We start from the raw sequence: 20,889 nt of genomic DNA, 5'->3' as shown, positions 1-20,889 counted from the left end.
GATGCCTGGGGTTAGTCAGTGTCGACCAAGGTCGTGTGAGGGCGAATGTCGCAGGCGTGTTCAGCGAGGGGGCAGGGTTTTCTGGCGCAGGATGTAAATCGTCACCAGCACCGCGCTGGTCAGCATGAAGCCGCGTGCCCACGGCAATGGCACCAGGTAGCAGGAAATGGCGATGCTTAGCCACATCAAGCCGATGGCGTAGACCTTGCCCTTGAGCGGGATGCCGTTACCGTCGAGGTAATCACGAATCCAGGGGCCCAGGCGCGGGTGGTCGACCAGCCAGTGGTAGAAACGCGGGGAGCTTCGAGCGAAGCAGGCGGCAGCCAGCAGGAGAAAGGGTGTAGTCGGCAATACCGGCAGGAAAATGCCGATCACCCCAAGCGCTACGCTCAGCCAGCCGATGGCCAGCAGTGCGTAACGCAGGAGCGGCGAACGCTTGCCCATGGGGTCCACGGGCAAGCGACTCAGTGGTGACGTGGCTTGAGGATCGCCGGTTTTTCGTCAGGCGCGTTGCACAGCAGGTACAGCGCGGTGAGGGCTTCGGGGATCTGCACGATCATATCGTCCATCAGGTTGGCGTCGGCGGCGATATCGGAAAACTCCGGCTGGTCGTCGAACAGGCCCGAACCGACCATGATCGGCAGCAGCATTTCGCTGACTTCTTCCTCGGCGGTTTCGAACCAGGCGGCTTCGCGCAGGAATACGCCTTCCATGAAACCAATGCACCAGCCGCGAAGGTCGGAGTCGTCCGGGTCTTCACCCAGGTCCAGCTCGCAAGGCAGCTCGAATTCTTCATCGGAGGCCAGTTGGCGACCGATGTGGGCCTTGAGGGCCAGCAGGGTGGCTTCGATTTCTTCGCGCTGGGCGTCGTCGGCGTAGTGAGGTTCTTCGGCGAACAGCGCGTCGATCCATTCACGCTCGGGCACGTCTTCGGAGCAGATCGACAGGGCGGTCAGGTAGCCGTGGGCGGCCACGTAGTCCAGCGCCTCGTCATGCAGCTCATCGGCGTCGAGGAAGGCTTGCAGGCGGGTTAGTTGCTCAGCGAAGGACATTGAAGGGCTACCTTGGGAATAAACGATGCTGAATTCTAGGCTTTCTTGAGCGCCCAGGCCAGCCGCACGGCATTTTTGCGCGGTTTTAGACAGAGGCGGTCTATTCGTCAGTCGCGCCCTTTGCCGGTGAACGCTCGGGTATACTGCCGCGTTTTGTGATGCCCCTGCAGGCCACGCAGCACTCCGGGAAAACTTCGCTTACGGATTATTTTCCATGAAAGCGGGTTTTTTCGGCCAGCCTGTACAGAGGGATTTGCGCACCATTTTGGAGTTTTACATGCTCGAGCAGGCTCAACGCGTCCTCAAGGACATCTTCGGCTACGACAGTTTTCGTGGCCGCCAGGGTGCGATCATTGAGCGCGTGGCCAATGGCGGCGATGCCCTGGTCCTGATGCCGACCGGTGGCGGCAAATCGTTGTGCTTCCAGGTGCCGGCGCTGTTGCGCAATGGCCTGGCTGTGGTGGTGTCGCCGCTGATCGCATTGATGGACGATCAGGTCGCCACCCTGGAAGAACTCGGCGTCGCCGCCGCTGCCTTGAACTCCACCCTGAGTGCCGAGCAGCAGCGCGACCTGGCGGCGCGGATCAAGCGCGGCGAAGTGAAGATGCTCTACCTGGCACCGGAGCGGCTGGTGCAGCCGCGCATGCTGGCGTTCCTGCAGAGCCTGGAAATTGCCCTGTTCGCCATCGACGAAGCTCACTGCGTGTCGCAGTGGGGCCACGATTTTCGCCGCGAGTACCTGCAGCTGGGCCAACTGGCGGAGCTGTTCCCTGATGTGCCGCGTATCGCCCTGACCGCCACCGCCGACAAGCGTACCCGCGAAGAGATCGTCGAGCGCCTGCATTTGCAGAACGCCGAGCGCTTCCTGTCGAGCTTCGACCGGCCGAATATTTTCTACCGCATCGTGCCCAAGGAGCAGCCGCGCAAGCAGCTGCTGGCCTTCCTCTCGGAGCGGCGCAGCGATGCGGGTATCGTCTATTGCCTGTCACGCAAGAAGGTCGATGAAGTCGCCGCGTTCCTCTGTGAACAAGGCTACCCGGCGCTGCCTTATCACGCCGGCCTGCCCAATGAAACGCGCTCGGCACACCAGAAGCGCTTTCTCAACGAGGAAGGCCTGATCATGGTGGCGACCATCGCCTTCGGCATGGGGATCGACAAATCCAACGTGCGTTTCGTGGCGCACATGGACCTGCCCAAGTCCCTCGAGGCTTATTACCAGGAAACCGGCCGCGCCGGCCGTGACGGCCTGCCGGCGGATGCCTGGATGGTCTACGGCCTGCAAGATGTGGTGATGCTCAAGCAGATGCTGCAGAACTCCGAAGGCGATGAGCGCCACAAGCGCCTGGAGCAGCACAAACTCGACGCCATGCTCTCGCTGTGCGAAGAGACCCGCTGCCGCCGCCAGACGCTGCTGGCGTATTTCGACGAAGACATGCCGCAACCGTGCGGCCACTGCGACAACTGCATCGACGGTGTGCAGACCTGGGACGCCACCGAGCCGGCGCGCCAGGCATTGTCGACGATCTACCGCACCGGCCAGCGCTATGGCGTGGGCCATCTGGTGGATGTGTTGCTGGGCAAGGACAACGAAAAAATCCGCAGCTTTGGCCACGAGAAACTCTCGGTCTATGGCGTCGGCAAGGCCCGCGCCGAAGGCGAATGGCGCTCGCTGTTCCGCCAGATGGTCGCGCGCGGGCTGGTCGACATCGATATCGAAGGCTACGGCGGCCTGCGCTTGAACGACAGTTGCCGGCCATTGCTCAAGGGCGAAGTCAGCCTGGAGCTGCGCCGCGACCTCAAGCCGCAGACCACCGCCAAGAGCAGCACCAGCCAGGCCAGCCAGCTGGTGCGTGGCGAAGAGCGCGAACAGTGGGAAGCCTTGCGTACCCTGCGGCGCAAACTGGCGCAGGAACACAGCGTGCCGCCGTATGTCATCTTCCCTGACTCCACATTGCTGGAGATGCTTCGCGAGCAGCCCACCACCATGGCCGAGATGGCCAGGGTCAGCGGTGTGGGCGCGCGCAAGCTGGAGCGTTATGGCCAGGCATTCCTCGAAGTACTCGGCGGCCAGGTCGAAGCACCGAAGGAAATCGCCGATATTCGCCACGAGCTGATCAGCCTGGCTCGCGCCGGCATGACCCCGATCCAGATCGCCGGCCAGCTGCAATGCTCGGAAAAGAACGTGTACACGTTGCTGGCCGAAGCCATCGGCAAGCAGCAATTGTCGTTGGAGCAGGCTCTTGATTTGCCTGAAGATTTGCTTGGTGAAATCCAGGATGCATTTCTCGACGGGGAAGGCGAATTGCCACCTGTCGCGGAAATCGCGCCGTTGTTTACCGGGCGTGTTCCCGAGGGCGTTTTGTACTGCGTACGCGCCGCTTTGCAGTCTGAATTCGAAATTTAGTGTGCCAATTACGACAATGTAACGAATCAGTACATACGGGGCCTTGCCTACTGGCATGGCTCATGCTTAGCTGACTAATAATTAGCCACACTTTGTTTTCAGTCTAAAACATGAGTTTTTTATGCCGTTAACCGATCAACACCGATTTGGCATGCAGTTGGCGCAAATGTCCCGAGGTTGGCGCGCCGAGCTGGACCGCCGTCTCGCGGGGCTGGGCTTGTCCCAGGCGCGATGGCTGGTGCTGCTGCACCTGGCCCGTTTTACCGAAGCACCGACTCAGCGTGAACTGGCACAAAGTGTCGGGGTAGAAGGACCGACCCTGGCGCGTCTGCTCGACAGCCTGGAAGGCCAAGGCCTGGTTCAACGCCAGGCGGTAGTGGAAGACCGCCGCGCCAAACGTATTCTGTTGTGTGACACCGCTCGGCCCCTCATCGACCAGATCGAGACCATCGCCACGGCGTTGCGCCATGAACTGTTTGTTGGGGTGGACGAAGAGGATTTGCGCGTATGCATGCGCGTGCACGGGCACATCCTGGCGAATCTGGAAAAGTCCTGATTCCAGGTTTAGTGAAGATCAAAAATGTGGGAGGGGGCTTGCTCCCGATAGCGGTGGGTCAGCTACAGAATTGCTGACAGATACTCTGCTATCGGGAGCAAGCCCCCTCCCACATTTATTCTGCGTTGTGTCAGAAAGTCTGGCCGAGGTTCAGATACACCGCTTTCTGGTTGTCATCATTGAATCCATAACTGAAATTGAGCGGGCCCAGCGGTGTATCAAAGCCCAGGAAAACACTCGCCGCGTTGATATACCCGCTGTCGAACTGGTTATCGTTGTTCCACGCCCGGCCCCGTTCCACCGAGGCTCCCAGGTACAACGGGAAATCCAGCGGCAGGTACGAGCGCGGTGTCAGCCGGCGGTAGTACACCGCGCGCATCAGGCTGACGTTCTGGCCCGAGATCGCGTCCTCGCGAAAGCCTGACAGTTGCCGTGCGCCACCCAGCAGGAAGCTGGAGACCACCACGTCGGATTTATCCAGGGTGCGTCCGTAGCGTCCGCCCAGGATCAGCGTGTCGGGGCCGTGGCTCATGGCTTTGTCCAGCTTGAACTCCCATTGGCGGTAGCGCTGGTCGGAACCCAACCCCGGCTCGAACTCACGGTAAGCCAAGGCGATGTCTTCGCCGGTGTGCGGGAAGTACACGTTATCGAAAGAGTCGAACGAGTATTTCAGCTCATAGAAGCCCTCACTGAAACTCATGCTCGGCAGGTCGCGGTCGCCGATACGCACGTTCGCCTTGCCCCAGGCTTCGCCCACGCCAAAGCGAATCTCGCCGCTGTTGCCGATCTGCCGCCCGACGTTCAAGCCGAAACCGTAGCGCTCCAGCCGATATTCCGAGATGGGGTCGTTGTCCATGATCAGCTCGACATTCTGCGCCTGGGCACGGATATAGGGCGCGACGAAGTAGCGTGAGCCCGTGTCCATCGGTTGGTAGAACTCGCTGTACAGCTCCTGGCGATCACCGATCTGCACCCGCGTCAGCCATTCGGCGCCGAGGCGGTTGATGCCGTTCATCCGATAGCTGGCGCCAAGGTTGAAGGCGCTGTCGCCGCGCATGTCATCCGACAGGTTCAACCCCAGGCGCAGGTAGTCGGTGCCGCTGCGCTTGCCGCGTGCGCCGATGACCAGGGTATTGTCCTTGGCTTTTTTCACCACGCGGTATTGCACCTGCTCGAAGTAGTCCAGGCCGTACAGCGTGCCCATGTCCGATTGCAGGCGGCCGAGGTTGAGCGGTTCGCCCAGCTCCTGGCGGATGTAATAGCGGATCACGTCGTCGCTGACTTTGGAGTCGTTTTCCACCTTGATCGCGGTAATGATCGGGGTGCGTTCGCCGGGCGTGCGCGCGGCGGTCAGTTGCGGGTCTACCGGTTCGGCGGGGCGCAGGTGCGCCAGGCGCAGGTCGAGGGCACGCGTGGCGCGGTAGCCGGCATCGATCATGTCCTTGGCGCGGCCGAAATCCGTCACGCCGTAGGCTGCCAGGGACGGTTGGATCAACACGTCCCTGGGGTGCAAGGCCTTGAGTTGTTCCTCGGAATTGCGCCGCGTCATCAAGGTGATGGACTGGTTGAGCACATCGACCACGGTTGCCAATTGCTTGCGTGAGCGCAGCGGCGTGCCGATGTCCACCACGATGGCGATGTCCACGCCCATTTCCCGCGCCACATCCAGGGGAATGTTGTCGGTCATGCCGCCGTCCACCAGCAGGCGCCCGTCCAGCTCTACCGGTGCGAACACGGCGGGGATCGACATGCTGGCGCGTATCACCTGGGGCAGGTGGCCCTTGCTGAACACGACTTTTTCGCCGGTGGTGATGTCGGTGGCCACGGCCCGGAACGGAATTGGCAGCTTGTCGAAATTACGCGTGTTGCTGCTGTGGGCGAACATGCTTTCCAGCAGCAATGCCAGGTTCTGGCCCTGGATCACGCCCAGCGGCAGGCCGAGGCTGCCGTCGTCGCGAAAGCTGAGTTTCTGTTTGACCAGGAAATCGCGGTCATCCTGCTTGCGCCTGAACGGCACGTCTTCCCGGGGCGGTGCATCGGACAGCGCCTGTTGCCAGTCGATATTCAGGGCGAGCTTTTCCAGCTCGTCGATCTTGTAGCCCGAGGCATACAGCCCGCCAATCACCGCGCCCATGCTGGTGCCGGCAATCGCATCGACCTGGATGCCCTGTTCTTCCAAAGCCTTGAGCACACCGATATGGGCCAGGCCACGGGCGGCGCCGCCCGACAGCACCAGGCCGATTTTCGGGCGTGGGCTTTCAACGGCATCGGCAAGAAGGGGGAGCAGGCAGAGGAGCAGGCAAGACAACAGGCGGCGCATCATGAATCTCGAGGCTGGGCGATAAAGGCCGGTATTATAGCCATGCGATCCACTGACGCCGTCACGCAGGAGCCTTTCACGTTATGTCCGCAAGCAAACCCGAGATCGTTATCACCTATTGCACCCAGTGTCAGTGGCTGTTGCGTGCCGCCTGGCTGGCCCAGGAATTGTTGAGTACGTTTGCCGAGGATTTAGCCAAGGTGTCCCTGGCGCCCTCAACCGGCGGTGCGTTTCGCATCACCTGCGACAATGTACAAATCTGGGAGCGCAAGGCCGATGGCGGCTTCCCGGAGGCCAAGGTGCTCAAGCAGCGCGTGCGCGATCAGATCGACCCGCAGCGCGACCTTGGGCATAACGACCGTACGCCGTGACGTCAGGCCGCAGCCGGCGGCTTGGCCTGGCTGGCGCTGCCCATCAGGCCGGAAAGCACGATGGCGACGATGATCAGCGCGCCGCCCAGCAGCATGCGCAAGGTGGGCGTCTCGGCGAACAGCAGCCAGGCCACCGTGATACCGTAGACCGGTTCCATGGCAAACACCACCGACGCGGTGCGCGCCTTGATCACCGCGAGGCTGGCGACAAACAGGCTATGGGCCAGGCCGGTACAGAACACGCCCAGCAGGCCGATCCACAGCCAGTCCAGCGCACGCACGTCCGCAAGCCCCGGTGCCGCCACGGGCAGCAGGCAGACTGCGACCACCACGTTCTGGCACAACGCGGCCTGTACCGCCGGAATGCGTCCGGAGCTGGCGCGGTTGTTCAATGACAACAAGGCGAACAGCAGCCCCGACGCGATGCCCCAGAGCAAGCCGCCCGTGGCGTCGCTGGCCAGGTTGAAGTCCGGGGTCACCAGAACCAGGCCGATGCTGACCAGCGCTACCAGCACCATTTCATTGGCGCGAATCCGCTCGCGGAAGATCAGCCCTTCAAGGATCACCGTGAAGGCCGGGAAGGCGGCAAACCCCAACGTTGCCACCGCCACCCCGGCGACCTTGACCGCGATGAAGAACGTCACCCAGTGCGCGGCAAGCAGCACGCCGCTGACCAGCAGGCGGCGCCAGTCGCGCATCTGCAGGTTTTTCCAGGGCGCATTGCTGGCAAAGCGCGCGAAGACCGCCAGGGCAATCACCGCAAATGCGGCCCGCCCGAATACGATGATGGACGGTGAGGCGGCCGCCAGTTTGCCGAATACACCGGTGAGGCCAAACATCAATGCGCCGATATGCAGGGCGCCGAGGGCTGAGCGGGGAGTCATTGCGATGCCTACCAACGGAAGTGACAATCAGTCTAGAGGTTTGGCGAAAGGGGTGTCTGTCGTGCGGCTCGCGATTTTTAGCGCGAAACTCTTCCTATGACGTTCGCCGCATTGTGCCCGGCGAGGCGCCAAACTCGCGCAACATGGCTGCAGCGAAGGCACTTTGCGAGCGGTACCCCACGCGTGCGGCGATCTCACCAACGGGCAGCGGCGTCTCGCGCAGTAGGGTCAATGCCATTTGCAGGCGCTGGTTGCGCACGTAATCCATGGGGGTCTGCCCGCATTCGACCATGAAGCGCGCGTGCAAACGCGCAACCGACAGGCAGGCAATCCGTGCCAGGTCCGCGACATGCAGCGGGTGAGCGGCGTGGCGTTCGATATGCGCGTTGAACGCGGCATAAGGCAGGCGCCGCCCCGGTGGTGGCATCGCTTGCGGATGATTGAGGCTGGCGAGCAGCAGCAACGCGCCTTGCTGGGCGATCACTGGATCATGTATCGGGCTGCCAGCCAGCCATTGCACTAACTGGTGCTGTCGCGAATCCAGCGCCAGTCGGGCCGGCCGGTCGAGCAGGCGGCGACTGGCATCGGCGTGGTCACCCAATGTTTGCAACAGCCAATGCTCGGTTGGCACATCCAGCACCAGGCAGCGGCTACCCTCGCGGCTGCCGCAGGCGTGGTGAGCGGCAAAGGGCAGGATCATCACGCTGCTTTCCTGCACTTGGTTGCCGCAGCCATCCACTTCGAAATCCAGGCGCCCGGACAGGCCGAACACTAATTGCGCATGGTCATGGCTATGGGCGATGGGGGCATCGGTGTACTGGCGAAGCGTAAGACTGGGGCTCATTGCGCTCTCCTGGGCGGCAAGTCCCCAGTCTACATCGCTTAAGGGCGGCCAAGCGTTGTCATCAGACTGACGCGCAGTTGTCACGGGCTATTAATCGCCAGGGCGCAAGCTCGCGAAAACAGCGTCGAGGGACCCCCATGACCCGTGCCGAATTCGCCAAGCCCAGCCGCAAGCAACGGGTGCGTACCCTGTGGATTTCCGATGTGCACCTGGGCACTCGGGATTGCCAGGCTGAGCACTTGTCGCACTTTCTCAAGGGCTACCACGCCGACAAGGTGTATCTGGTCGGCGACATTATCGATGGCTGGAAAATGCGTGGCGGCATGTATTGGCCGCAAGCCCACACCAACGTCATTCGCCGCCTGCTGACCATGGCCAAGCGCGGCACCGAGGTGATTTACGTCACCGGCAACCATGACGAGTTTCTAAGGCGCTATTCCAAGCTGATCCTGGGCAATATCCAACTGGTGGACGAGGCCGTGCACGTGACCGCCGACGGTCGCCATCTGCTGGTAATCCATGGCGATCAGTTCGATGTGATCACCCGTTATCACCGCTGGCTCGCCTTCCTGGGCGACTCGGCCTACGAGTTTACCCTTACCTTGAACCGCTGGCTCAATCACTGGCGAGCGCGCTATGGCTACGGGTATTGGTCGCTCTCGGCTTACCTGAAACACAAGGTGAAAACCGCCGTGAGTTTTATCAGCGATTTCGAAGAGGCAATCGCCCACGAAGTGACCAAGCGGGAGTTGCACGGGGTGGTGTGCGGGCATATTCACCATGCCGAAATCCGCAAGGTAGGGGAGGTGGATTACCTCAATTGCGGCGATTGGGTGGAGTCGTGCACGGCGCTGATCGAGCACTGGGATGGGCATATCGAGTTGTATCGGCTGGCGGATGCGCAGGCCAGGGACGCGCAGTTGAAGGCCGAGATGGTCACGAGCTGAAGGTCCTGACTCGGTCAAAATGTGGGAGGGGGCTTGCTCCCGATAGCGGAATGTCAGCCAGCTTATCTCTAGCTGATCCACCGCCATCGGGGGCAAGCCCCCTCCCACATTTAGTTCCCGGTTTAGTCAGTTGGAGACGTCGGCGATGGCCTGGGCCAGCAGCGTCAAGCGCGTGGCGTCCACCCCCGCCACGTTGGCCCGTCCCGTACTGACCATATACACACTGTGCTTTTCACGCAGTTGCTGGACCTGTTCGGCACTCAACCCGGTATAGGAAAACATCCCACGCTGCGTCCCGATATGCGCATACCGCTCGGCCAGGCCGTGGGGTGCCAGCGCGTCCACCAGCCCGGCGCGCAACTGCGCGATGCGCGAACGCATTGCCTCGACTTCATCGCTCCACTGCTGTTTCAGCTCGGCATCGCCGAGGATGGTCGCGACCACGGCGGCACCATGATCCGGCGGCGTTGACCACAGATTACGCGCGATATTGGCCAGTTGACTGCGCACATCCGTAAGCTTTTGCGCATCGGCCGCACACACGATCAAGGCGCCAACGCGGTCGCGGTACAAGCCAAAGTTTTTCGAGCACGAACTGGTGATCAACACTTCCGGCAGTTCGGTGGCGAACAGGCGCACCGCCCAGGCGTCCTGCTCCAGGCCGTCGCCAAAGCCTTGGTAGGCAAAATCGATCAGCGGCAGCAATTGGCGCTCGCGCACAATCTGCAGCACCTGGCGCCAGTCATCCTGGGACAGGTCGAAGCCGGTCGGGTTATGGCAGCAGGCGTGCAGCAAGACCACGTCGCCCTCGGGCACGCCGGACAGGGTGGCAAGCATCGCCGCCACATCCAGGCGATTGTCGCTGCCCACATAAGGGTAGTGACTGACCTTGAGCCCGGCTTTGGCGAAAATGGTTTCATGGATCGGCCAAGTCGGGTCGCTCAGCCACACGCCACGGCCGGGCAGGCTGTGGGCGATAAAGTCGGCGCTCAGGCGCAGGGCCCCGGTGCCGCCTGGCGTCTGGGTGGCGCCGGCACGCTGTTCACGCAGCAGCGCCGAATCGGCGCCAAGCACCAGCTCGCTGATCAGTGCGCCGAACGCTGCATCGCCGTGACCGCCGATGTAGGTCTTGGTGGTTTGCCTATCGACTAGGCGTTGCTCGGCGAGTTTTACCGAGTGCGGAATCGGCGTCAGGCCCTGGTCATCCTTATAGACGCCCACGCCGAGGTCGAACTTGTTCGGGTTGGCATCCTGGGCATACAGGTCCATCAGCCCGAGGATCGGGTCGCCCGGCACGCGGCCAATCGCATCGAAATGCATTACTTGCGGCCCTCGGCGCTGTTGGCCACTTCATCGGTGCGCGCGGCCATGATGAAGTCGTTGCGGTGCAGGCCCTTGATGGAGTGGCTCCACCAGGTCACGGTGACTTTGCCCCATTCGGTGAGCAGGCCAGGGTGATGGCCTTCGGCTTCGGAGATTTCACCCACGGCGTTAGTGAAGGCCAGGGCGAACTTGAAGTTCTTGAACAGGAAAACCTTTTCCAATTGCATCACCCCGTCGCGCACTTCGATGTTCCAGTCCGGGATCTGTTTGATCAGTACCGGCAGTTCTTCATCGCTGACTTGTGGGGCGTCGGCGCGGCAGGCTTCGCAATGGGCTTGGTTCAAGGTGGTCATGAAGGTGTCCTGAATTCGAATGATTGAAGGTCAGTGGCGTTACCCTAAAGCAACGCGGGGCCAGGGAACAGATTCACCTGGCGTTAAAACACAAGGTTCACGCGGCTTTGGGTTTTGGAGGAAACTTCGGCGCATGCAGACCTAGCTGCATACCGCGCTCGACCATGCCCATGATGTCTTCCTGCGCCACGTCGAACAGGCGCTTGAGCTCGGGCAGCACGAAGTACAGCGGCTGCAGGATGTCGATGCGATACGGCGTGCGCATCGCCTCCAGCGGGTCGAAGGCCTGGTGTTCAGGCTCGTCCGACAGGCAATACACGCTTTCCTTGGGCGATGACAGAATACCGCCACCGTAGATGCGCCGGCCTTCTGGGGTATCCACTAAGCCAAACTCGATGGTCATCCAATACAGGCGCGCCAGGTACACCCGTTGCTCCTTGGTGGCCGCCAGGCCGAGCTTGCCGTAGGTGTGGGTGAATTCGGCGAACCAGGGGTTGGTCAGCAGCGGGCAGTGGCCAAAGATCTCGTGGAAAATATCCGGCTCTTGCAGGTAGTCCAGTTCCTCACGGGTACGAATGAAGGTCGCTACCGGAAACTGCTTGTTGGCAAGCAATTCGAAGAAGGTCTGGAAAGGGATCAGCGCCGGCACGCGGGCGACTTGCCAGCCGGTGGTGTCGGCCAGCACTTTGTTGATCTCGCCCAACTGTGGGATGCGATCCAGGGGCAGGCCAAGCTTGTCGATGCCGTCCAGGTATTCCTGGCAGGCACGGCCCTCGATCACTTTCAACTGGCGCGTGATCAGGGTGTTCCACACCGCGTGTTCTTCCGGTGGGTAGTGGATAAAACCTTGCGCATCGGGCTCGCGGGCCACGTAGTGCGTCTGCTTCATACGGTTCTCCTGCTAGGCATTCGTTCTTGTTATGTCCTGCTGTGTGTCTATTGATAACCCGCGCAGCGCAGGTTTTCAGCGGCTTCAAAGGCCTTTGAGTAGGAAAAATTACCGAATTTTGTAAACTATTCGTTACGGGTGCGACGCTCGTCGTTGCCTTAGGCTGGGAAAAGCGCCCGAGCTGTCACATAATCTTGACGACTATCTGCGCCCAGCGGCAAAAAGACGCGGCGCCTACCCACTTTTCGGGCCTTTTCATGCGTATCAAAGTGCATTGCCAGAACCGCATCGGCATCCTGCGGGACATCCTCAACCTGTTGGTGGAGTACGGCGTGAACGTCGCCAAGGGCGAGGTCGGCGGCGAGCATGGCAATGCCATCTACCTGTTCTGCCCAAACCTGGTGAACATGCAGTTCCAGGCGTTGCGCCCGCAGTTCGAGGCGATCGCCGGCGTATTCGGCGTGAAAAGGGTAGGGCTGATGCCCAGCGAGCGTCGGCACATGGAACTCAATGCGCTGCTGGGCGCCCTGGAGTTTCCGGTGCTGTCCATCGACATGGGCGGCTCCATCGTTGCGGCCAACCGTGCGGCGGCGCAGTTGCTCGGGGTGCGGGTGGACGAAGTGCCGGGCATTCCCCTGTCGCGCTACGCCGAAGACTTCGACTTGCCGGAACTGGTGCGCGCCAGCAAGTCGCGGATCAACGGGCTGCGGGTCAAGGTCAAGGGCGATGTGTTCCTGGCGGATATCGCGCCGCTGCAATCTTCCGAACACGATGACAGCGAAGCCATGGCCGGCGCGGTGTTGACCCTGCACCGCGCCGACCGGGTGGGCGAGCGTATCTACAACGTGCGCAAGCAGGAACTGCGCGGCTTCGACAGCATCTTCCAGAGTTCCAAGGTGATGGCCGCCGTGGTGCGCGAAGCCCGGCGCATGGCGCCGCTGGATGCACCTCTATTAATAGAAGGCGAAACCGGAACCGGCAAGGAACTGCTGGCCCGTGCCTGTCACCTCGCCAGCCCGCGCGGCCAGTCGCCATTGATGGCGCTCAACTGTGCGGGCTTGCCTGAGTCGATGGCCGAAACCGAGCTGTTTGGCTACGGCCCCGGCGCGTTCGAAGGCGCACGGGCCGAAGGCAAGCTCGGGCTGCTGGAACTGACCGCGGGCGGCACGTTGTTTCTCGATGGGGTGGGGGAAATGAGTGCACGCCTGCAGGTAAAACTGCTGCGCTTTCTGCAGGACGGGTGCTTTCGTCGCGTCGGCAGTGATGAAGAGGTGTACCTCGACGTGCGGGTGATCTGCGCGACCCAGGTCGATTTGTCCGAACTGTGCGCCCGTGGCGAATTTCGCCAGGACCTGTATCACCGCTTGAACGTACTGTCGCTGCATATCCCGCCCTTGCGCGAATGCCTGGACGGCCTCGGGCCATTGGTCGAACACTTCCTCGATCAAGCCAGTCGGCAGATCGGTTGCCCACTGCCCAAATTGGCGCCTGCCGCGATGGACAAACTCAGCCACTATCACTGGCCGGGCAATGTGCGACAGCTGGAAAACGTGCTGTTCCAGGCGGTTTCGCTGTGCGAGGGCGGGACGGTCAAGCTTGAGCATATTCGCTTGCCGGATTACGGCGTGCGCCAGCCGCTTGGTGATTTCTCGCTGGAGGGCGGGTTGGACGCCATCGTCGGGCGGTTTGAAAAGGCCGTGCTCGAAGCGCTGTATGCCGAGCATCCCAGCAGCCGGCAGTTGGGCAAGCGCCTGGACGTATCCCACACCACCATCGCCAACAAACTGCGCGACTACGAAATCCTCAAGGCTGGCAAATAACAACTGGCACAAATTGGTCCAAAACTGTGGGAGGGGGCTTGCTCCCGATAGCGGTGTGTCAGCCACAGAATGATGAACTGACCCACCGCCATCGGGAGCAAGCTCCCTCCCACATTGGATTTGTGTCGTCTACAAGGCCGAGGCTTGCCGTGAGCGGCAGTAGTCCGCCGTTTTTTCGACTCTCACCCACGCTCTAAATCTTGCAGCTCACCCGCAAACCCCCGTCCCGCCTGCGCTTTAGCCAATTTTGAAAAGTTGGTTCGCAAATTGCTTAAGCCTCATCAGTACAGCGGTGGACGGCAAGCGTCCGTCAGAAAGAGGATAGAGCGTGGACAAGTACCTTTACGTGGCAATGACCGGCGCCAGCCAGAATGCTCTGGCGCAGAAGGCCCATGCCAACAATCTGGCGAACATTTCCACCAACGGTTTCCAGCGCGACCTGGAGCAGGCGCGGTCGATGCCGGTGTTCGGTGACAGCTTTCCGGCGCGGGCTTTTGCCCTGACCGAACGGCCGGCCACCGACTTCACGCCCGGCGCGATGATCGAAACCGGACGTGACCTGGACGTGGCCGTCAGCGGCGACGGCTGGATGGCCGTGCAAACCCCCGATGGCAGCGAAGCCTACGTGCGAAGCGCCAGCATGAACGTGGATGCGCTCGGCGTGCTGCGGGCCGGCAACGGTATGCCGATCATGGGCAACGGCGGCCCGATTGCCGTGCCGCCCCAGCAGAAAATAGAAGTGGGCGCCGACGGCACCATCAGCATCCGCGCCATGGGCGAAGGCCCGCGGGTGATGGCCGAAGTGGACCGTATCAAGCTGGTCCAGCCCGACCTCAAGAACATGAACAAAGGCTTGGACGGCACCATCCACACCAAGGATGGCCAGCCGGCCCAGGCCGACGCGAACGTCAAGCTGACCTCGGGCTTCCTGCAGGCGAGCAACGTCAATGCGGTTGAGGAAATGACCGCGGTACTGGCGCTCTCCAAGCAGTTCGAGCTGCACATCAAGATGATGAACACCGCCAAAGAAGATGACCAGGCCATGACCCGCGTCTTGCAGATGAGCTAACAGCCTTGATTGGCTTTTAAATAAACAGCGCAGCACGGCGCCAACAAACAGGCGCACGAAGGAGAACAGCATGCTTCCGGCTCTATGGGTTGCCAAGACAGGCCTGTCCGCCCAGGACACTAACCTGACCACCATTTCCAACAACCTGGCGAACGTGTCGACCACGGGTTTCAAACGTGATCGCGCCGAATTCCAGGACTTGCTCTATCAGATCAAGCGCCAGCCGGGCGCCCAGTCGACCCAGGACAGCGAACTGCCGTCGGGCCTGCAACTGGGTACCGGTGTGCAGATCGTCGGCACCCAGAAAAACTTCAGCGCCGGTAACCTGCAACAGACCGGCCAGCCGCTGGACATGGCGATCAATGGCCGTGGCTTCTTCCAGATCCTGCAACCGGATGGCACGACCTCCTACACCCGTGACGGTACCTTCCACCTGGACTCCAACGGCCAGATCGTGACCGCCAATGGTTTTGCCCTGGAGCCAGCCGTGGTGGTCCCGGCAGACGCCAAGACCTTCACCGTCGGCAACGACGGCACCGTGTCCATCACCGTGGCCGGCAACCCTGCGTCGCAAGTGATAGGCAACCTGCAAACCGCCGACTTCATCAACCCGGCCGGCCTGCAGGCCATGGGCAACAACCTGTTCCTGGAAACCGCTTCCAGCGGCGCGCCGCAAATCGGCACCCCTGGCCTGAACGGTTTCGGCACCACGCTGCAAAGCACCCTGGAAACCTCCAACGTCAGCACGGTTGAGGAGATGGTCAACATGATCACCACCCAGCGCGCCTACGAGATGAACTCCAAGGTGATTTCCACCGCCGACCAGATGCTTTCGTTCGTAACGCAGAATCTGTAATCAGTCTATGGGGCGCCCTTGAAAGCGCCTGCAACACCGTGAGGTTAGGGTCATGAATCGCATTGTTTCTGTTCTGGCATTGAGTGGGATCGCCGTGCTTGCGGGCTGTGTCGCCCCGTCGCCGAAACCCAATGACCCGTACTACGCGCCGGTGTTGCCGCGCACGCCGTTGCCGGCGGCGGCCAACAATGGCTCGATCTATCAGGCCGGTTTCGAGCAGAACCTGTACAGCGACCGCAAGGCGTTCCGGGTCGGTGACATCATCACCATCACCCTGAACGAGAAGACCCAGGCGAGCAAGAACGCCAACTCGCAGATCGGCAAGACCAGCAAGACCGGTATCGGCCTGACGTCGTTGTTCGGCGGTGGTCTGACCACCAATAACCCGTTGGGTGACGGTGACCTGAGCCTCAGTGCCGGCTACAGCGGCGACCGCGCCACCAACGGCAAGAGCGCGGCGGGGCAGGGCAACAGCCTGACCGGCTCGATCACCGTGACCGTGGCCGACGTGTTGCCCAACGGCATCATCGCCGTACGCGGTGAAAAGTGGATGACCCTCAATACCGGCGACGAGTTGGTGCGCATTGCCGGCATGGTGCGTGCCGATGATATTTCCACCGACAACACCGTGCCGTCGACGCGGATTGCCGATGCACGGATTACCTACTCGGGTACAGGTTCGTTTGCTGATGCAAGCCAGCCGGGCTGGTTCGACCGTTTCTTCCTTAGCCCGCTGTTCCCTTTCTAGGTGGCCATTTTGAACTTCAAGCAGTTGATGGCGGCGGTCGTGTTGCTGTGCCTGAGCGCCGTCGCCCAGGCCGAACGCCTGAAAGACATCGCCAGCATTTCCGGCGTGCGCAGTAACCAGTTGATCGGTTATGGCCTGGTGGTGGGGCTCAATGGCACGGGTGACCAGACCACCCAGACCCCGTTCACGCTGCAAACCTTCAACAACATGCTGTCGCAGTTCGGCATCAAAGTACCGCCAGGCTCGGGCAACGTGCAGTTGAAAAACGTCGCGGCGGTGTCGATCAGCGCCGATTTGCCGGCGTTCGCCAAGCCGGGGCAGGTGGTGGACATCACCGTGTCGTCCATGGGTAACTCCAAGAGCCTGCGGGGCGGTACGTTGCTGATGACGCCGCTCAAAGGTATCGACGGCAACGTCTACGCCATCGCCCAGGGCAACCTGGTGGTGGGCGGGTTCGACGCCGAGGGCCGCGACGGTTCGAAGATCACTGTCAACGTACCGTCGGCCGGGCGCATTCCCGGTGGCGCTACGGTTGAACGCACCGTGCCGAGTGGGTTCAACCAGGGCAACAGCCTGACCCTGAACCTCAACCGTTCCGACTTCACCACCGCCAAGCGCGTGGTCGACAAGATCAACGACATGCTCGGCCCAGGCGTCGCCCAAGCCATCGATGGCGGTTCGGTGCGCGTGACCGCGCCCCTGGATCCCAGCCAGCGCGTGGACTACCTGTCGATCCTGGAAAACCTGGAGGTCGACCCCGGCCAGGCAGTGGCCAAAGTCATCATCAACTCGCGCACCGGCACCATCGTGATCGGCCAGAACGTCAAGGTCTCGCCGGCGGCGGTGACCCACGGCAGCTTGACGGTGACCATTACCGAAGACCCGATTGTCAGCCAGCCGGGGCCGCTGTCCAACGGCCAGACGGCGGTCGTCCCGCGTTCGCGGGTCAATGCCCAGCAGGAAGCCAAGCCGATGTTCAAGTTCGGCCCCGGTACCACCCTGGACGAGATCGTCCGCGCGGTGAACCAGGTGGGCGCGGCCCCTGGCGACTTGATGGCGATCCTCGAAGCCCTGAAACAGGCCGGCGCTTTGCAAGCCGACCTGATCGTGATCTGAGGCCATGGTCATGGATATGCGCAAGAGCGGGATCAGCAGCACGGCGGACTCGGGGTCTTACTCCGACCTGAACCGGCTTAACCAGCTCAAGGTCGGCGCCGACAAGAACAGCGAAGGCAACATGCGCAAAGTCGCGCAGGAGTTCGAGTCGTTGTTCCTCAGTGAGATGCTCAAGTCCATGCGCTCAGCCACCGAGGCCCTGGGCAAGGACAACCCGATGAACACCCCGGCGGCCAAGCAGTACCAGGAAATGTACGACCAGCAATTGGCAGTGTCGATGTCCCGCGAAGGCGGTGGTATCGGCTTGGCCGACGTGCTGATGCGCCAGATGCAGAAGAACAAACCGGTGGACGCCCAGGCGGCCACCTTGCAGGGCCCGGCAGCCGATGCCCCGGCGAAAAAAGCCGACGTGCCGACGGAAATAGCCGCCGGCACCCAGGCGCAAGGCCCGTTGGGTCGCTCCAACGGCCAACGCCCGTTGTGGGCCTACCGCGTGGCGGTGCCCGAAGGCGCCAGTGCGCATGCCAACGATATGGAACTGATGAACCAGCGCCGTATCGCCTTGCCAAGCAAGCTGACCGACCGCCTGCTCGCGGGCATCGTGCCGAGCACGCCGGTCGCTGCGCAAACCACCAGCGCGCCACTGCGCAACAGTGCTGCCGACGACAACGTGGTCAACAGCACCGCCCGCAGCGTTGCCGTGCCGAGCGGCAAGATGCAGGTCTACGGCCGCGCCATCGCCCAGCCACCGCTGGCACCGGCAAAAAAAGCCTTCAGCTCGCAGGATGAATTCGTCGCCACCATGCTGCCGATGGCCAAGGCCGCCGCCGCGCGTATCGGTATCGATCCGAAGTACCTGGTGGCCCAGGCCGCCCTGGAAACCGGTTGGGGCAAATCAGTGATGCGCGCCGAGGACGGCAGCAGCAGCCACAACCTGTTCGGCATCAAGGCCGGCCAGAGCTGGCAGGGCGGCCAGGCGCGTGCGATCACCAGCGAGTTTCGCGACGGCGCGATGGTCAAGGAGACGGCGCAGTTCCGCTCCTACAGCTCCTATCAGGACAGCTTCCATGACCTCGTGACCCTGCTGCAAAGCAATGATCGCTATAAAGAAGTTGTGAAATCAGCCGATAACCCGGAACAGTTTGTACGCGAGTTGCAAAAGGCCGGTTATGCAACCGATCCGGCCTATGCCAGCAAGATTTCGCAGATCGCCAAAAACATGAACAGTTACCAGAACTACGCTGCCGCTGGCGCAACCACACATTTATAAGGTCTGAACCATGAGTTTGCTCAGTATCGGGATGTCAGGGCTCAATGCCGCTCAAGGATCGTTGTCGGTCTTGAGTAATAACATCGCCAACGCCAACACCTCGGGTTATTCGCGTCAGCAGACCACGCAGAATGCCAATGCCAACAACCCTTACGGCGGCGTGTACATCGGCAGCGGCACGACCCTGGCCGATGTGCGCCGGGTGTATAACGAATTCCTCGACGCGGCCTACCAGAACAGCACGGCGCTCAACAACGACGCCAAGGCCTATTCCAGCCAGGCCAGCGCCATCGACAAGACCCTGTCGGACAAGACCACCGGCATGTCTTCGGTACTCAGCGCGTTCTTCGCCGCTGTGCAGACCTCGGCGGCCAACCCCAGCGATGTGTCCGCCCGGCAAGTGCTGCTGACCAGCGCCCAGACCCTGAGCAACCGTTTCAACTCGATCTCCAGCCAATTGAATGAGCAGAAAGAGTCGATCAACGGGCAGTTGGTGACCATGAGCGATCAGGTCAACCAGTTGACCTCCTCGATTGCTTCCCTCAACAAGCAGATCACCCTGGCCCAAGGCTCCAGCAACAGCGCCCCGGCCAACCTGCTGGATGCGCGTAACGAGGCAGTGCGTTCGCTCAATGAACTGGTCGGCGTGACCACCAGTGAAAAGAACGGCGTGTTCAGCGTCAGCACCGGCACCGGCCAATCCCTGGTATTGGGCGATCAGTCCAACACGATCTCGGCGGTATCGAGCAGCAACGATCCAAGCCAGTACACCATCCAGCTCAATGCCGGCGGCGGTACGGCGATCGACCTGGGCAACGTGCTCAGCGGCGGCAGCATCGGCGGTTTGTTGCGTTATCGCAGCGACGCCCTGATGCCGGCCATCAATGACCTGGGGCGCATCGCCCTGGCGACTGCCGATACCGTCAACAGCCAACTGGGCCAGGGCCTGGACCTGAATGGTGACTTCGGTTCGTCGCTGTTCAAGGACATCAACAGCGCGGCCGCCATTGCCCAGCGCAGTCAGGGTTCGATGGGCAACAGCACTGGCTCCGGCAACTTGAACGTGAGTATCAGCGACACCAGCAAGCTGTCGACCTACGACTATAAAGTCACCTTTACCAGCGGCAACAACTACACCGTGTTGCGTTCCGACGGCAAAGCCATGGGCGCGTTCGACACCACTACCACGCCGCCACCGGTGATCGACGGCTTCACGCTGGCCCTGGATGGCAAGGGGCCGATCGCGGCGGGCGACAGTTTCAAAGTCAGCCCAACGGCCACTGGCGCTGCCAACATCGGCACCGCGTTGACGGACGCCAATAAAATCGCGTTCGCCGGGCCATTGCTGGGCGAGGGCAGCAAGACCAACCAGGGCACCGGCACTTTTACCCCGCCGACCCTGACCCTGCCGATCGATATTCACGATGGCGCCAACACCGCGCAGCTGCGTACCGGCATTGAACATTCGATGCCGGTGAAGATGGTGTTCGGCAAGCCTGCGGCTGACGGCACCCAGGGCTACACGCTCAACGATGCCCAGGGCAATCCGATCGGTACCGGCACCATCGTGCCGGGCCAGGGCAACAAGATCACCGTCGACGTACCGATGCGCGATGCCAACGGCACGCTGCTGGTGCCGGCCAAGAGCTTCAAGTTCGACACCACTGTCGGCGGTTCGCCAGCCGATGGCGACAGCACCACGTTTTCGTTCAACGCCTCGGGCAGATCGGATAACCGTAATGCCCAGGCCCTGCTTGAGCTGCAGACCAAAACCACGGTCGGCCTGTCCGACGGCACTGGCGGCGGCTTGAGCCTGGTGGCGGCCAACAGCCGCCTGGTCTCGACCGTGGGCGCCAAGGCTGCCTCGGCCAATACCGACACCACCGCCACCGGAGCATTGCTCAAGGCCAACCAGGACGCACGCAACTCGGTGTCCCAGGTCAACCTGGATGAAGAGGCGGGCGACATGATCAAGTTCCAGCAGTACTACACCGCGTCGTCGCAGATCATCAAGGCTGCGCAAGAAACCTTCAGCACGCTGATCAATAGTCTTTAAGGGAGTCTGGG

19 protein-coding genes are annotated in these 20,889 nt (G+C 61.7%); 11 read left to right on the top strand and 8 right to left on the bottom strand.

Going from position 1 to position 20,889, the window contains the following annotated elements:
- Positions 1–60: 60 nt before the first annotated feature.
- Both C4J91_RS19415 and C4J91_RS19410 read right to left on the bottom strand, forming a co-directional pair.
- Positions 61–444, bottom strand: coding sequence for a YbaN family protein (locus C4J91_RS19415; protein ID WP_124363807.1), 384 nt, complete (start codon positions 442–444; stop codon positions 61–63).
- Between the two features lie 20 nt (positions 445–464).
- Positions 465–1,052: a YecA family protein gene (locus tag C4J91_RS19410; protein ID WP_124363806.1), complete on the bottom strand. Its 588-nt coding sequence runs from the start codon at positions 1,050–1,052 to the stop codon at positions 465–467.
- Between the two features lie 277 nt (positions 1,053–1,329).
- On the opposite strand from C4J91_RS19410, the gene recQ reads away from it, so the two are divergent.
- Both recQ and C4J91_RS19400 read left to right on the top strand, forming a co-directional pair.
- Complete coding sequence (recQ, locus tag C4J91_RS19405; protein ID WP_124363805.1) at positions 1,330–3,456, top strand: DNA helicase RecQ; 2,127 nt, start codon at positions 1,330–1,332, stop codon at positions 3,454–3,456.
- A gap of 121 nt (positions 3,457–3,577) precedes the next feature.
- Positions 3,578–4,012, top strand: a complete 435-nt coding sequence (locus tag C4J91_RS19400) for a MarR family transcriptional regulator (RefSeq protein WP_065884521.1) — start codon at positions 3,578–3,580, stop codon at positions 4,010–4,012.
- Positions 4,013–4,142: 130 nt separating this feature from the next.
- Here the strand turns inward: C4J91_RS19400 and C4J91_RS19395 are convergent, their stop codons facing one another.
- Positions 4,143–6,332 carry a patatin-like phospholipase family protein gene (locus C4J91_RS19395; protein WP_124365191.1) on the bottom strand — a complete coding sequence of 730 codons (2,190 nt, stop codon included), beginning with the start codon at positions 6,330–6,332 and terminating at the stop codon, positions 4,143–4,145.
- A gap of 83 nt (positions 6,333–6,415) precedes the next feature.
- Between C4J91_RS19395 and C4J91_RS19390 the strand changes: the two genes are divergently transcribed.
- On the top strand, positions 6,416–6,703 hold the full coding sequence (locus C4J91_RS19390) for a SelT/SelW/SelH family protein (RefSeq protein WP_124363804.1): 288 nt from the start codon (positions 6,416–6,418) through the stop codon (positions 6,701–6,703).
- Between the two features lie 2 nt (positions 6,704–6,705).
- Here the strand turns inward: C4J91_RS19390 and C4J91_RS19385 are convergent, their stop codons facing one another.
- The gene (locus tag C4J91_RS19385) at positions 6,706–7,587 is read right to left on the bottom strand and encodes a DMT family transporter (RefSeq protein WP_124363803.1); all 882 of its coding nucleotides are present in this window, start codon (positions 7,585–7,587) and stop codon (positions 6,706–6,708) included.
- Positions 7,588–7,681: 94 nt separating this feature from the next.
- Positions 7,682–8,431, bottom strand: a complete 750-nt coding sequence (locus tag C4J91_RS19380; protein WP_124363802.1) for an AraC family transcriptional regulator — start codon at positions 8,429–8,431, stop codon at positions 7,682–7,684.
- A 137-nt stretch (positions 8,432–8,568) separates the two neighbouring features.
- Between C4J91_RS19380 and C4J91_RS19375 the strand changes: the two genes are divergently transcribed.
- Positions 8,569–9,378 (top strand): UDP-2,3-diacylglucosamine diphosphatase, encoded by an 810-nt coding sequence (locus tag C4J91_RS19375; RefSeq protein ID WP_124363801.1) that lies wholly within the window; start codon positions 8,569–8,571, stop codon positions 9,376–9,378.
- A gap of 126 nt (positions 9,379–9,504) precedes the next feature.
- Here C4J91_RS19375 and C4J91_RS19370 read toward each other — a convergent pair whose 3' ends face one another.
- The 3 genes from C4J91_RS19370 to phhA all read right to left on the bottom strand — a co-directional run bounded on the left by C4J91_RS19370 (position 9,505) and on the right by phhA (position 11,943).
- The gene (locus C4J91_RS19370) at positions 9,505–10,698 is read right to left on the bottom strand and encodes an amino acid aminotransferase (protein WP_124363800.1); all 1,194 of its coding nucleotides are present in this window, start codon (positions 10,696–10,698) and stop codon (positions 9,505–9,507) included.
- Complete coding sequence (locus tag C4J91_RS19365) at positions 10,698–11,054, bottom strand: 4a-hydroxytetrahydrobiopterin dehydratase (RefSeq protein ID WP_124363799.1); 357 nt, start codon at positions 11,052–11,054, stop codon at positions 10,698–10,700. The genes C4J91_RS19370 and C4J91_RS19365 overlap by 1 nt, the downstream gene beginning before the upstream one ends.
- Positions 11,055–11,151: 97 nt before the next feature.
- Entirely contained in the window at positions 11,152–11,943 is a 792-nt protein-coding gene (gene phhA / locus C4J91_RS19360; protein WP_124363798.1) for a phenylalanine 4-monooxygenase, read from the bottom strand.
- A 257-nt stretch (positions 11,944–12,200) separates the two neighbouring features.
- Between phhA and C4J91_RS19355 the strand changes: the two genes are divergently transcribed.
- The 7 genes from C4J91_RS19355 to flgK all read left to right on the top strand — a co-directional run bounded on the left by C4J91_RS19355 (position 12,201) and on the right by flgK (position 20,878).
- Positions 12,201–13,763 (top strand): sigma-54-dependent transcriptional regulator, encoded by a 1,563-nt coding sequence (locus C4J91_RS19355; RefSeq protein WP_124363797.1) that lies wholly within the window; start codon positions 12,201–12,203, stop codon positions 13,761–13,763.
- Positions 13,764–14,091: 328 nt separating this feature from the next.
- Positions 14,092–14,832: a flagellar basal body rod protein FlgF gene (locus tag C4J91_RS19350; protein ID WP_124363796.1), complete on the top strand. Its 741-nt coding sequence runs from the start codon at positions 14,092–14,094 to the stop codon at positions 14,830–14,832.
- A 70-nt stretch (positions 14,833–14,902) separates the two neighbouring features.
- Complete coding sequence (gene flgG / locus C4J91_RS19345) at positions 14,903–15,688, top strand: flagellar basal-body rod protein FlgG (RefSeq protein ID WP_057721328.1); 786 nt, start codon at positions 14,903–14,905, stop codon at positions 15,686–15,688.
- A 52-nt stretch (positions 15,689–15,740) separates the two neighbouring features.
- Positions 15,741–16,436, top strand: coding sequence for a flagellar basal body L-ring protein FlgH (gene flgH, locus C4J91_RS19340; protein WP_124363795.1), 696 nt, complete (start codon positions 15,741–15,743; stop codon positions 16,434–16,436).
- 6 nt (positions 16,437–16,442) lie between these two features.
- Positions 16,443–17,552: a flagellar basal body P-ring protein FlgI gene (locus tag C4J91_RS19335; protein ID WP_372237507.1), complete on the top strand. Its 1,110-nt coding sequence runs from the start codon at positions 16,443–16,445 to the stop codon at positions 17,550–17,552.
- A 4-nt stretch (positions 17,553–17,556) separates the two neighbouring features.
- Positions 17,557–18,822: a flagellar assembly peptidoglycan hydrolase FlgJ gene (gene flgJ / locus C4J91_RS19330; protein WP_124363793.1), complete on the top strand. Its 1,266-nt coding sequence runs from the start codon at positions 17,557–17,559 to the stop codon at positions 18,820–18,822.
- Positions 18,823–18,832: 10 nt separating this feature from the next.
- Entirely contained in the window at positions 18,833–20,878 is a 2,046-nt protein-coding gene (gene flgK / locus C4J91_RS19325; protein WP_124363792.1) for a flagellar hook-associated protein FlgK, read from the top strand.
- The last annotated feature ends 11 nt before the right edge of the window (positions 20,879–20,889 follow it).

This window comes from Pseudomonas sp. R3-52-08 (genome assembly GCF_003851745.1).
Classification (GTDB): domain Bacteria; phylum Pseudomonadota; class Gammaproteobacteria; order Pseudomonadales; family Pseudomonadaceae; genus Aquipseudomonas.
This window is presented reverse-complemented; position numbering and strand designations above follow the sequence as displayed.